General features: G+C 61.6%; 8 protein-coding genes. 4 read left to right on the forward strand and 4 right to left on the reverse strand.

Annotated elements, in window-relative coordinates:
- Nucleotides 1-8 precede the first annotated feature (8 nt).
- Entirely contained in the window at nucleotides 9-863 is an 855-nt protein-coding gene (locus tag DXD24_RS06730) for a MurR/RpiR family transcriptional regulator (RefSeq protein WP_117564529.1), read from the forward strand.
- 150 nt (nucleotides 864-1,013) lie between these two features.
- Here the strand turns inward: DXD24_RS06730 and DXD24_RS06735 are convergent, their stop codons facing one another.
- Entirely contained in the window at nucleotides 1,014-2,327 is a 1,314-nt protein-coding gene (locus DXD24_RS06735) for a DUF4038 domain-containing protein (RefSeq protein WP_117564563.1), read from the reverse strand.
- A 207-nt stretch (nucleotides 2,328-2,534) separates the two neighbouring features.
- Nucleotides 2,535-3,962, reverse strand: a complete 1,428-nt coding sequence (locus DXD24_RS06740; protein ID WP_117564528.1) for a PTS transporter subunit EIIC — start codon at nucleotides 3,960-3,962, stop codon at nucleotides 2,535-2,537.
- A gap of 489 nt (nucleotides 3,963-4,451) precedes the next feature.
- Here DXD24_RS06740 and DXD24_RS06745 point away from each other — a divergent pair, with 489 nt between their 5' ends.
- Nucleotides 4,452-5,789, forward strand: a complete 1,338-nt coding sequence (locus tag DXD24_RS06745; RefSeq protein ID WP_117564527.1) for a prolyl oligopeptidase family serine peptidase — start codon at nucleotides 4,452-4,454, stop codon at nucleotides 5,787-5,789.
- A gap of 266 nt (nucleotides 5,790-6,055) precedes the next feature.
- A complete protein-coding gene (locus DXD24_RS06750) occupies nucleotides 6,056-7,567 on the forward strand; it encodes a nucleoside hydrolase-like domain-containing protein (RefSeq protein WP_117564526.1) in 1,512 nt (503 codons plus the stop codon).
- 376 nt (nucleotides 7,568-7,943) lie between these two features.
- Here the strand turns inward: DXD24_RS06750 and pyrE are convergent, their stop codons facing one another.
- Complete coding sequence (gene pyrE / locus DXD24_RS06755) at nucleotides 7,944-8,624, reverse strand: orotate phosphoribosyltransferase (RefSeq protein WP_117564525.1); 681 nt, start codon at nucleotides 8,622-8,624, stop codon at nucleotides 7,944-7,946.
- A gap of 436 nt (nucleotides 8,625-9,060) precedes the next feature.
- Here pyrE and mgtA point away from each other — a divergent pair, with 436 nt between their 5' ends.
- On the forward strand, nucleotides 9,061-11,829 hold the full coding sequence (gene mgtA, locus DXD24_RS06760; protein ID WP_117564524.1) for a magnesium-translocating P-type ATPase: 2,769 nt from the start codon (nucleotides 9,061-9,063) through the stop codon (nucleotides 11,827-11,829).
- 99 nt (nucleotides 11,830-11,928) lie between these two features.
- Here mgtA and DXD24_RS06765 read toward each other — a convergent pair whose 3' ends face one another.
- The gene (locus DXD24_RS06765) at nucleotides 11,929-13,473 is read right to left on the reverse strand and encodes a helix-turn-helix domain-containing protein (RefSeq protein WP_117646426.1); all 1,545 of its coding nucleotides are present in this window, start codon (nucleotides 13,471-13,473) and stop codon (nucleotides 11,929-11,931) included.
- Nucleotides 13,474-13,499: the final 26 nt, after the last annotated feature.

Below are 13,499 nucleotides of genomic sequence, written 5' to 3' on the forward strand. Positions count from 1 at the left end.
GGAGTCATATGGACATCAAGCGCAAGATCACGCAGGGCAAGGAGCTCACCCCCACCGAGCAGCAGCTCGGGCAGACGGTTCTCGCCATGGGCGAGGACGTCCGCGGGCTCTCCATTAAGGAATTTGCGCGCCAGGCCAATGTCTCCGTTGCGAGCATCCACCGCTTTTGCAAAAAGCTCGGCCTCGAGGGCTTCAAAGAACTCAAGGTCGAGCTGATGCGCGCAGCCTCGCGCGCAGACTCCGCCCCCGAGGTGGATATCAACTTTCCCTTTGATGCGACCTCCAGCGCCCAGGAGATCTCCGAGCGCATGGCGCGACTGTACGAGACCACGCTTTCCGAGACGCGCGAAATCCTCGACCCGGCACAGCTCGACTACGCCGCCAAGCTCGTCTTACGCGCCGGCACCGTGGACATCTACACGGGCTCGCACAACCTGTATCCGGCGGGAATGTTCCGCGATCGCCTGCTTTCCGCCGGTAAGAGCTCAACGTGCTACGACAATATCGAGGCCCAAGTGCGCACGGCGCTCGCCTCGGGCCCCGACCATGTGGCAATCGTCATCTCCTACAGCGGCCTTGCCCCCAACCTCAAGGAGATCTTGCCGATCCTCTGCAGTCGACATGTCCCGGTCATCGTCATCGGCACGCCATACTGTGCCCGCATTCACCCCGGCTTTGCGGCATATCTCACCGTAAGCGATATCGAGAGCCTGAGCCACCGCATCACGCAGTTTGCCAGCCACATCGCCGTGCAATACGTACTCGATTCGCTCTACAGCAGCTACTTTGCCAAAGATTACGCCCGCTGCTCCGAGTTCCTCGAGCAGTCCTTCCCCTTTACCAAGCTGCCCGGGCTCAAATAAAACGAGAGAGGATTTTTGGTCACTTAAATGACGAGGGTGGATAATCTCCCACTTTGAGCCCGTACACAGGCAAAAAACGGGAGATTATCCACCCTCATTCTGTAGTCGTTACTCGGGCCTTTTTGCCGCCGGTCGCGTTGGAACCGCGCGCTACTGAGCGGGCGAGACCACCAGGAGTGCATCGTGCTCGAAGGGATGCTGGGCCACGCGCACGGCACCGTCGACGGGCACAACCGGCAGGTTTGCCACGCGCTTGTTCTCTAGGTCAAACGCCACAGCATTCCAGGCGGTGGTGCCGCCCTCGAGTTTGAGCTTGACGGACGTGGTCCTCGGCAGATAGACCACCACGCGTTCGCCCACGCGCGCCACGCGGATGGCCTCGCGTGCGTCGTCGAGCAACTCCTGCGCGGGTTCAACAGCTACCGCCCCATCCGCGCTCGTGGCACCCAGGCCGCGCAGCACGTGCTCGATCAGGCCAAAGTCCCACACGCCCGCAAACTGCAGGCACTCTTGCCAGCGGAACGGCATGTCAAAGCCCTCGCCAAGGACGCTGCCACGGCTCTGAGAGGTCTGCCAGTTCCACACGCCGTGCGCACCGTAGGTAATGCCCGCCGAGGCACCGGCCAGGATGCTCGACCACACGCTTGCACGGCAATCCTGCGCGGTAAAACGCCAGTACACGTTGCGCGACGCACCCATCTGCTCGTAGCAGGGCTCGGAGTTGACCATCGGGCGCTTGGGATAGTTGGCGCGGAAGTCCTCGGGGAGCTTCCAGGCCTCGGGCTGACCCTCGTAGTTGTGCCCGGGCTGGAACATGTAAAAGTCCAGGCGCTTGGCAAACTGCGTGGGCAGGCTGCGGTTGCCGCGGTTGATGTGCATGGTGCGCAGGGCCTCGGGCGCCAGTTTGGCGGCCTCGTCGAGCGCCTCCTCGTAATAGGCAATCGCCTCGCCACTGGCAAAGTCGGTATCGCCCGTCACCACGTAGACGGGGTCGAACTCGCCCAGGTTCTCGACGACACGCGCAACGTGGGCGCGAACCTCCTCGCGCGGCATAATCTCGGCACCGCAACGCTCGGCAATCTTGGCGCCCCAGGTACCGGGCACGTAGTTACACCACATGAGCACGAGCGCCGGGCGAATGCCGTGCTCCACAGCTGCCTCGCACATGCGGCGGGCGCGGTCCCAGTACTCCTGGTTGGGCGCGTTCCAGTCAAAGTGAACGCCGTCCTCGCTCGCGTAGGGCCAGATACCCAGATCGGGCAGGCAGCGGTCCCACTGCGGCAGGGTGTTGATCTGCAGTACGTTCATGCCCTGCTCGGCACGGCGGGTCAGGTAGTAGTCCCAATCCACCTCGGTGATGCTCGTGAATGCGCTCCAGCACGTATCGGCAAACCAAAAGAATGGTTTGCCGTCGCACAAGAAGCCATCCTGGCGACCGTTAACGGTCAGTTTTCCCAAACTCATCTGCATGTCCTTTCGTTTGACAAAGGAGTTGCGAACCGCCGGGGGCTTTCGCGGTAGCCCCGCGCGAAAGCCCTCGGCACTTGGCAATTCCTCGCGGGCGGATCTCATCCGCCCCCAATCAGTCTACCTTGCAAAAAAGACCCCGCCGGGCTTGCGCCTGACGGGGCCCTGTCGTGTAGGGGTCTTTTTAGACCGAATGGCTTGGCCTTAGGCCTCCATCTCGGCGAGCTCCTCCTTGGAGAAGCCGGAGACAAAGACGACGGCAGCGGCGATGACAAAGGAGATTGCCATACCGACGATAGCCCAGACGGTGTTCATCTGGCCGCCCTGCAGGTAGTTGGTGAAGACCAGGAAGTTGGAGGCACCGCCTGCGAGGTAATAGGTAACGCCCATGAGGCCGGAGAACACAGCGCCGATGGCACCGCCGATGAACATGCCAAACATGGTGCGACGGAAGCGCATGAGGATACCGAAGAGCGCGGGCTCGGTGACGCCGCCGGCGATAGCGGAGATGACGTAACCGATGGCAAGGGACTTCTCGTCGGGGTTCTTCATCTTGAGGAAAGCACCGAAGGCGCAGCCCCAGACAGCGGCCATGGCGCAGTTGGTGGAAACGAAGACAAAGGGATCGAAGCCGGCGGCGATGATCTGAACCTGAGCGAGCAGGATGACGGGCATGTGCATGCCGCAGACCACGAAGAGCTGCCAGAAGGCGCCGAGCACGGCCATGACGACGAGGACGCCGATGCCGCCCATATCAGCCAGGCCAAACAGAGCGTTTGCGATGAGGGAACCGATCTCGTTGCCGACGGGGGCAAGGACGATGAAGGCAATGGGGATCGTGACGATCATGGTGCAGAACGGCGTGAAGACCGTGGAGAGCACGTCGGGCATGACCTTCTTGAAGAACTTCTCGATGAAGTAGAGGACAGGCACCGAAAGGATGATCGGCAGAACGGACTGCTGATAGTTGGCGGCAGCGATCTGGATACCGTAGACGGAGATGATTCCGCCACCCTCCTGCGTAGCGGCCGTCACCACGGACGGGGCCATGAGAGCGCCGCCGAGGAGCATGCCGAGCACAGGGCTGGCGCCGAGCTTCTTAGCCGCAGCATAGCCCAGATAGATGGGGATAAACGTAAAGGTTGCCTCGTACAGCGTGGTGTAGAGGAAGGTGTAGGTCGGGTCGTCGGCCGAGAGCACGCCGAGCATGGTGGGACCGAGGACCGCGGCGATGGTGCGGAACAGACCGCCGGCCATGAGCAGCGGGATGAGCTGGGTCATGGAGCCGGACAGATAGTCGAGGATGATGTTCGGCAGGTTCTTGAGCTCGAACTTCTCCTTGGGCGCGTCGAGGTTCTCGTTGACGGCCTCGCCCTGCTTGACGCCGGACATGGCCACAAACTCGGCGAGCACCTTGGGCACGTTCTGGCCGATGATGACCTGGAGCTGGCTGCCGGCGAACTGGCAACCCAGAACACCCTTGACCTTCTTGATCTTCTCCACGTCGGCCTTGCTGTTGTCCTTGAGCGTCAGACGCAGGCGCGTCATGCAGTTGGTGGCGACGGTAACATTCTCCGCACCGCCCACGAGCTCGAGGACATCGGTGGCAATCTGCTTGTTATCTACTGCCATGGGACCCCTCCCCATATCTTCGTGTGCCTATCCGCTTGGGCGTAGGCACGCCTTTGGCCCGGTGACTATAACCCCTTACGGTTACCGAACCCTTGGATACGTCGTCGTAAACATTGTGTTTACTGAACGTTTACGGACTTTAGTTTACACGGAGCGCCTCATTTGTGGCAATTCTGCCGTCTAGAGTCCGGTGAACGGTAGGAAATCGGGGGTAAGCGTATTTAGACGGTAGAAGATCGTCTATTTGACCCGATATTGATATATGGCTATTTACGTGGGCTTTTATTTTGATAAACACCTCTATAACCTGTTGGATCCTCAACAAAAGTCCTGCTAGTTAATAGTAAACGTCTGTTTAGTAGTTCATTGCGTGTTCAGTTTTACCGTTTACCGAGTTCATCTGCTCATTCTACAGTTCTGCATTAAACTAAACATGTTTAGTCTGTATTGCCGCTCTTGTTTAGTACTTGCGGCACAAAGGAGTAGCTCATGGAACTCAAATCGTGTACCTACGCAACCGTCACCACGCTGGGCGATTTTGGCCCCTGGATCAGCAAGGTCGTACTCGACTTGCCCTGTACCGTGCGCGCCAACGACGTGAACGAGCACACGTTCAATATCTACTGTGCCCGCCACGAGCGCGCCGGCGAGGTCTTGATGCGCAAGGAGCACGGGACCGATCACGCGGCGCCCTCCGTGGGCTACGTGCCGGTCCTCGCCACCTACCCCTGTGATGAGAACGGCCAGCGCCTGCCCAAGGGCACACACGTAGCGCTCGAGACGCCCGAGGTGCGTCTCACCAAAGAGATCGAGGGTGGCGTGCTGGGTTCGCGCTATATAGAGAACCGCCTGCGCGTGACGCAGCTTGTGGCGCTCCCGGGCGAAGACGGCGATGACCCCACCGCAGGTCTCGTCTTCGACCGCAGCCGCGGCGACATCTGCCCCGCGCTCAAGGGCTGGCATAACGCCGTGCAGCAGACGCCCGTCGACGGCATCGCGCTCGAGTACGGCTATTATGAGCCGAGCTTTGAGCCCGCTGACTCCGCGCTCTTCAACCCGTTTGCGCCTGAGGACACGCCCGCCGTCGAGAAGGCGCCGCTGATCGTGTACCTGCACGGCGCCGGCGAGGGCAAGGGCGCCACGCAGGGCGAGGGCGCGACGCGTGCTTACACCGGCAACCGCGTGACAGCGCTCTCACAAAAGCAGATCCAGCGCTACTTTGGCGGCTTTGCCTGGGTGCTCGTGCCGCAGTCGCCCACCTTTTGGATGGACAACGGCATCGAGCAACTCGGTCGCTCCAACCAGAGCATCTACTCCCCCGTGCTCAAGGCGCTCATCGACGAGTTTGTCGCCGAGCATGCCGACCGCATCGACACCGATCGCATCGTGGTCGCCGGTCTTTCCAACGGCGGCTTTATGACCCTGCGCCTGTGCGCCGACTACCCCGATTTCTTCGCCGCGGGCCTTCCCTGCTGCGCGCCGTGGTACAACGCCACGGACGAGGACGTGGCCGCACTCTCCAAGACGCCGTTGTGGTTTACGCACTCCAAGGGCGACGAGCTCGTGTGCCCGCAGCAGACGGTGCTGCCGCTCACGGCGCGCCTGCGTGATGCCGGCGCCAACGTGCACCTCACCTACTTTAGCCATGTCGAGGACCTGACCGGCGTGTACCGCGAGGCCGACGGCTCGGCCAAGAAGATATTCAACCACGGCGTGTGGATCCACCAGTTCAACGACCTGTGTTATCAAGACTTCGACGGGGGCAACGTACTCATCGACGGCGAGCCGGTGGGCTGCTGGGAGTGGTCGGCCAGGGTTTCGAGGTAACCATTCCATCGGGTGCCCCGCCCTTTAGTTTTGTGAACGTCCTCGCGCATGGGCCCGTTCATCCTGCTCCTTCGGAGCATCGGATAAACGGGCCCGCGCTGCGGAATGTTCACAAAACTAAAGGGCGGGGCACCCTGAGCTAACGTTGTTCGAAACGCTGGCCGGGCGCTTCCGGCGGACCGCCGGGTCGGTGGCGATGTGAACGTGGGTCCCGTCTTGCCTTGCGCGTAACTGGCTGAAAAAAAATCGTGGTTGGAGTTGTTCCTATGTCTCAGAATTTGACTCGGGTGATTGTCACCACCGATATGGAAGTCGATGATATGAACTCTCTGGTTCATTTGGCTCTGTATCTCAATGTGCTCGATGTGCAGGCTGTGGTGTACACGGCTTCGCAATATCACTTTCTTGGCGATGGTGTCCATACGCTGGGCGAGGTGAATCCGCATTGGCGGACCAAAGGTGTGCGCTCCTATACCTGGGACGTCGTTCCGCACGAGCCCGACCCCGAAGCTGGCTCGCTCATGGAGTACCGTCCATTCCCCGAGGGTTGGATCGAAAGCCTGTGGAGCAACGAGTATGCCCAGGCCTGGCCGCAGCTGCAGGCCAACGCCGCTGCCGCCGGCGAGCCGTCCTTCCCCACGCCCGCTCAGATGATCGAGCGCACCTATATGGGCAACGCCGCCTTTGAGGGCGACGTGCGCGAGGAAACGCCCGGTTCGCGCGTCATCGCCGACGCCATCATGGATGACGATCCCCGCACGCTGTGGCTGCTCAGCTGGGGCGGTATGAACACTATCGTTCGCGCCCTCATGAGTATTTCCGAACGCTATCGCGCCACACCCGAGTGGCCCGCCGTTCAGCAGCGGATCTATCAGAAGGTGCGCGTGATGGGGGTTGCCAATGGCGTAGGCCAGGACAACTCATGGCTCGACCATGGGCGCGAGCTCTTTCCCAAGCTCGTCTTTTGGCGCGTGCCCTATAGGTATGGCGGCTATGTCGACGCCAAGACGGCTCAGCCCGATACGCTGCGGCTGTTTAAGGCTCCTTGGCCTGCACAGAACCTCACGCAGGGCAACGGCCCCCTCATGGCGCGCTATATGCTCTATGGCGATGGCAAGGTCTACGAAAACGAGCCCGAGCGCTTTCAGTTTGGCAAGCATGCCCGTCTGGATTGGGGTCTGGAAGGCATGCCCGCGATGCAGTTTGAGCGCGGCGACTTTATGGCCGAAGGTGACAGCATGACCTATATTCCACTGCTGCCGTTTGGCCTGCGCGGTATCGACGACCGCGGCTTCGACACACTGCTCGGCCGCATGTTTCTTGATGGGCATCCTGATGCAAACGCGCCCGCCGGTTTTGCCGCTATCAGCACGCCCGCAGACGACAATCCCAATCCCTACCTGCGCGCTTATCAGGAAGACTTTGCCGCCCGCGCGCAATGGTGTGCCCACGATCCGGCAGTCTGCTCGCATCCGGCGTATGTTGTCGAGGTTACGGCCGACCGTAGCGCCGCTGCTAGCGAGCGCGTCGCCCTTGCAGCGACGATTGTCGACCCCGACGACCGCGGCTTCGACGCACATTGGGATGTCGCCGTAGGCCCGTCGAGCTATGCGGGCGCCCAAGATCTGTCGCTTTGGCAAGAATGCACGGTGGACACCGCCTTCATCGTGCCCGCCGACGCACGACCAGGCGACCGCTTCGTGCTCACCCTCAGCGTGCAGACGCGCGCCGAGCGCCCCTGCACCCGCTACGCCCAGATCGCCATCACCGTCGCGTAGCAACCGGCGGCGCCCACATTCGGCAAGGAGTGTCCCCAGGTGCCGGCACAAAAGAAACGTCCCCAAGTGCCAAAATGACGAGAGTGGATAATCTCCCACTTTGAGCCCGCAAACAGGCCAAAAACGGGAGATTATCCACTCTCACTCTGCGGGCACTCATTTAAGTACGTCCCCAATGAGTACCCAATGAGTACCCCCACAGCAACGGCAACGCCGATGTTTTGGCAACGACAGCGAGCGGGTCGCATTTGAGACAAGGTGACGTGAAACGAAAGGGCGCTGACCTTCTGGTCGCGCCCTTGAAGTTGAACGTCAGATTGTCCAAATGCGGCCCGCGCAGCGTCGGCCGGTCCGCCGTTCGGCAGAACGGCGGAACCTACTTAACTCCGTACTGCTCGTAGTAAGCGTCGATGGCGGCCTTGAGCTCGTCATCGATGACGACCTTGCCGTCGATCTCGTGGTTGTAGAGGGTCTCGACGACCTCGGCCATGGAAACGATGCTCGCGACGGGGAAACCGTACTTGGCCTCAATCTCCTTCTGAGCGGTGGTCACGCCGCCCTTGCCGACCTCCATGCGGTTGAGCGAGACGATCAGGCCCTTGATCTCGACATCGGCCGCAGCCATGACCTTGGGATAGGTCTCGTCGATGGACTTGCCGGAGGTGGTCACGTCCTCGACCATCACCACGCGATCGCCGTCCTGGGGCTCATAACCCAAAAGGTTGCCCTTGTCGGCACCGTGGTCCTTGGCCTCCTTGCGGTCACAGCAGTACTTGACCTCCTTGCCGTACAGCTCGTGGTAGGCAATGGCGGTAACAACAGCCAGCGGAATACCCTTGTAGGCCGGTCCAAACAGCACGTCAAAGTCGTCGCCAAAGTTATCGTGGATGGCCTGGGCATAATACTCGCCCAGCTTCTTGAGCTGATAGCCCGTCACGTAAGCGCCGGCGTTCATAAAGAACGGGGACTGACGGCCGCTCTTGAGCGTAAAGCTGCCGAACTTAAGGACGTCGGACTCGACCATGAACTTGATGAACTCTTGCTTGTAAGCCTCCATGCGGGCTCCTCTCGTGTTCGCGTACGTGCCTTCCAGTTTAGCGCAGGCAGGGCTCATTGCGGGCGCGCTTTGAGACCGCGACATTCTGTAAAGGCTTTGTCAGGGGCGATGATTTTCCGAACAATGGGGTTGACACGGCAAACCCCCTCATCAAGAATACGGGCGGATTCAAACGGGCACGAGATGCCCGAAGCGCGCCGCGCCCGGCCTTAAGGAGGTGTGCCATGGAAGGCAGTCATAGTCGAAAAACCTGCATGTCGCCCTCGGCACGCCGCGAGGATTCCGCGCACGCATAAGCGCCACTAACCGATCGTCAAAACCACCACCAAGGTGCCTGTCCCCTTTGTGGTGGTTCGCGAGTATGACGTGAGCGACATCTAGGTTTTTTAAAGCAAATACGACACGTACGCTAACTCCCTTCAACAAGGAGGACCCTATGCTGATGCTCAAAACCGCCACGGTACTCGAAGCCATCTCCAAGCGCCGCCGCACGGCGCGCCCCGCCGCTCACGCCGGCCTGTCAAAGAACACCATATTCGCCGCCACCCATAGCGCCGAGGACGCCCTCGTGCTGCTCGACACCACGGCCGACGGGCTCACTGCCGAGCACGCCGCCGAGCGCCTAGACGCCACCGGGCCCAACACCATCGAGGCGCCGACCAAAACGCTCGCCCGCCGCATCGCCGACGCGTTCATCGATCCCTTCGCCGGCATCCTCGCCGCGCTCGCGCTGGTCTCGCTCTACATCGACGTGCTCGCCGTGCCCGAGCCGCAGCGCGACCCTTCCACGGTCATCGTCATCGGCATCATGCTGCTGGTATCGGGCGGCATGAAGTTTATCCAGGAAGCCCGCAGCGGCAATGCAGCCGAGGCCCTCAAGGACCTGGTCTCCAACACCTGCTGCGCCCTGCGCGACGACGAGCGTCTCGAGATCCCCTTCGACGAGCTCGTCCCCGGCGATGTGATCCACCTCTCTGCCGGCGATATGGTACCGGCGGACGCCCGCATCATCACCGCGCGCGACCTGTTTGTGATCGAGTCAGCGCTCACGGGCGAAAGCGAGGCCGTCGAGAAGACCGCTGCCGCCACGGTTATCGAGGGTGCCGACAGCTCCGCGCTACCGCTCTCTGCCTGCAAGAACATCGTCTTTACCGGCACCTCCGTGCAAAACGGCAGCGCCATGGCACTTGTCGTCGCTACCGGATCGGACACCTACCTGGGCGGCATCGCCAAGATGCTCAACGGGCGCGGCGAGAAGAGTGCGTTTGACCGCGGCGTCTCGAGCGTCTCCATGTTGCTCATACGCCTCATGCTCGTTATGGCGCCGGCCGTCTTTGCCATCAACGCCGCCACCAAGGGCAACGTCATCGACGCGCTGCTGTTCGCCACGAGCGTGGCCGTGGGCATCACGCCGCAGATGCTTCCCGTCATCGTGACCACGAGCCTGTCGCAGGGCGCCAAGGACCTCGCCCGTCGCCAGGTTATCGTCAAGGACCTGCCGGCGATTCAAAACCTGGGTGCCATGGACGTCCTGTGCTGTGACAAGACCGGCACCCTCACCGAAGACCGCATCGTGCTCGAGCGCTACCTCAACACCGACGGCAACGAGGACGCACGCGTACTGCGCCATGCATTTTTGAACAGCTTCTTCCAGACCGGCCTCAAGAACCTTATCGACCTGGCCGTAATCGACCGTGCCGACGTGACGCCCTCGACCGTCGTGCCCGATTCCATGCTGGGCCAGAGCCTGCGCGACCGCTATACCAAGGTCGACGAGGTGCCCTTCGATTTCTCACGCCGCCGCCTGAGCGTAGTTGTCGCCGACGCCCAAGGCAAAACCCAGATGGTTACCAAGGGAGCTGCCGAGGAAATGCTCGAGATCTGCTCCTTTGTCGAGGTCAACGGCATCGTCCAGCCGCTCGCCGACGAGGAGCTCGCCCAGATTCGCAAGCAGGTCGCCGGACTCAACGCCGAGGGTCTGCGCGTGATTGCCGTGGCGCAGAAGACCAATCCGCGCTGCGTGGGCGAGTTTGGCATCGCCGACGAGTGCGACATGGTACTGATGGGCTTTTTGGCCTTCCTCGATCCGCCCAAGGCAAGTGCCGCGGGCGCCGTCGCCACCCTCGAGGCCAAGGGCGTAGCGGTCAAGGTCCTGACCGGCGACAACGATCGCGTCGCTGCAACCGTCTGCGAACAGATTGGTATCGACGCGAGCAACGTCTTGCTGGGCTCCGAGATCGATGCGCTCGATGACGCCGAGCTTGCCGAGCGCGCTGAGAAAACTCATCTCTTTGCCAAGCTCTCGCCGCTGCAGAAGGCGCGCCTGGTGCGCGTCATGCGTGAGCTGCTCGGTCACACCGTGGGCTTTATGGGCGACGGCATCAACGACGCCGCCGCCATGCGTGCGAGCGATTGCGGCATCTCGGTCGACTCCGCCGTCGACATCGCCAAGGAATCCGCCGATATCATCTTGCTCCAGAAGGACCTGGGCGTGCTCGAGCGCGGCATCATCGAAGGCCGCCGCACCTACGGCAACCTGCTCAAGTACCTCAAGACCACGGTGAGCTCCAACTTTGGCAACGTACTGTCCGTAACCGTCGCGAGCCTGTTCTTGCCGTTTTTGCCCATGAGCGCCCTGCAGCTGGTACTGCTGTCGCTGGTCTACGAAATCGTGTGCATCGCGCTGCCGTGGGACACCGTCGATGACGCCTGGACTGCCCGTCCGCGCGCCTGGGACGCCGCGTCCATCAAGGGCTTTATGCTCGAGCTGGGCCCCGTGAGCTCGCTGTTTGACATTGTGACCTTTGCCGCGCTCTTCTTTGTGGTATGCCCCGCCGCCGTGGGCACGAGCTGGTCCGAGCTTGCCGCCGCGGGCGACGTCGCGGGCATGGCGACCTTTGCGGCGCTCTTTCAGAGCGGCTGGTTCGTTGAGTCCATGTGGTCGCAGACGCTCGTGATCCACATGCTGCGCTCCCCGCGCCTGCCGAGCCCGCGCGACCACGCCGCCCCCGCGCTGTGCGTACTCACCGTGCTGGGCCTGGCGCTCGTCACCTGGCTGCCGGCAAGCCCCATCGCCGATGCACTGGGGCTCATGCCGCTGCCAACGAGCTTCTTCGCGCTGCTCATCGGCATCGTCGCCGCCTACATCGCACTCACTCAGCTGGCCAAGCACCACTACATCGCCCGCCACGGCGAGCTGCTGTAGCGTCGCCGGAACTATCGTCAAGAATGCCCGGGCCGCCGCGACCCGTCCCTGCTGGCCGCAGCGGCCCAAAACAGCTAAAAAAGCCCCGTCCCAAATTAACTAATCATTTGGTGTCCAAGACCAGAAGAAGTTGATAAGGGCCACGCGCGAGGCGGCGCCGGTCTTTTTGTTAATCGAGGCGATATGACGGTAGAGCGTGGAGCGCGAAAGGAAGAGCGTTGCGGCGATGTCCTGAACGCTCTCGTGCGATGCGACCAAGGCCTCCAAAATATCGCGCTCGCGCTCTGTAAGCTCAAAGGCGGCGACAAAGGCATCGAGCCGCTCGCCGAGCGTGAGCTCCGGAACCTCCGCGAAATCGGGCTCGCTCTGAGCAGACGCGCGGTCCGCACCAAGATCATCGGCAGCAAACGCCAGCTCGCCGGGCGCCGCAGCGTCATCGGTCCGATGCCCAGACTGCCCCAGCAGCGAAATCGCAATGCCCACAAACAGCACGAGCACCGCACTCACCGCCAGCAGCACGTTCTGGCTCGAGACAATCGCCACCGCCGGCGCCGTCACGAGCATCGCGCAAACGTTGCTGATGACACGACCCATGCACGGCCACAGATACGACCAGTGCGCATAAACCGAAATGGCAGCAAATTTCGTCGTGAAAAACACCACGAAGAAGCCCGAACCCAGATAGAAAATCGCCATGGCCGCAAGCGCATTACCGCCATTGCCGTCGACGAGCAAGACAAAGAACGAAAGCGTGGACAACATGGCAGTGCAAGTCATGGTGATGTTCATATACGAACGACCGTGCAGGTCAAATAGGGCGCCGGCGACTAGAGCGCTCACGCCCATCAGCAAGCGCGGCCAATCGCCCAAGTCGATGGCCCCGGCGGCGTGCGAGGTCGTGAGCCCCGCATTGAGGGCGGCAAACACGCCAGCAAGACAGGCGATTGCGACCGTCAAACGCACCACGGCGCGCCGAAAAGCCGCCGTTGATTCAGAATCGTCTTGCCATTTGGCGCCAAATTCCGACGCATCCACCGAAAGCTCGGCGATATCGGACTCGCTCCCAGGCTCAGATTCACCGCGCAGCTTGGCACGACGAGCGTCGTGGAGCAGCGCCACCTGCACAACCGCACAGGAAACAAGAACAAACTGTTGCGGAATTCCCGCGGGCATCACCATATGGTTGAGCACCTGCACCAGAACGCCCAGGGCATACGAAAGCGCCGCCGCGCGCGCCAAATACGGCGTCCGTGCAAAGCGTCGCGCAAAGTTGGCATGGGCGGTCGATCCGCAGTAGCCCAGCGTGCAGCACGCTATCAAACCGCCAGCGATTACCACCTCAAACCGAACAGCCATAATCAGCAGCAGCAATGCCGATACCAGCAGCACGCCCGTGACGTCGCTCGTCGTATCGATCGCATGGGGGCGGCGGTAGTACAGAAGGGGGCGCACAAGAAAGCCGATCACGCTCGCACCGACGATGAAGCTCTCGTAGACACTGACCTCGCTCGGCGGCACAAACTCGGCAACGCGCACGTCAAAAAGATACTCGCCAGCCAAATACGTAAAATAGAACAGCGCCAGGCATATAATCTCCCGAATGCCCCGACGCAAGTATGCGGCTGCGTCTCCCATGCCTCTCATGAATCCCCCCCCCCCCCCCCCCCCCA

Origin of the sequence: Collinsella sp. TF12-2AT, from assembly GCF_003436735.1 — a bacterium.
Taxonomy (GTDB): Bacteria; Actinomycetota; Coriobacteriia; order Coriobacteriales; family Coriobacteriaceae; genus Collinsella.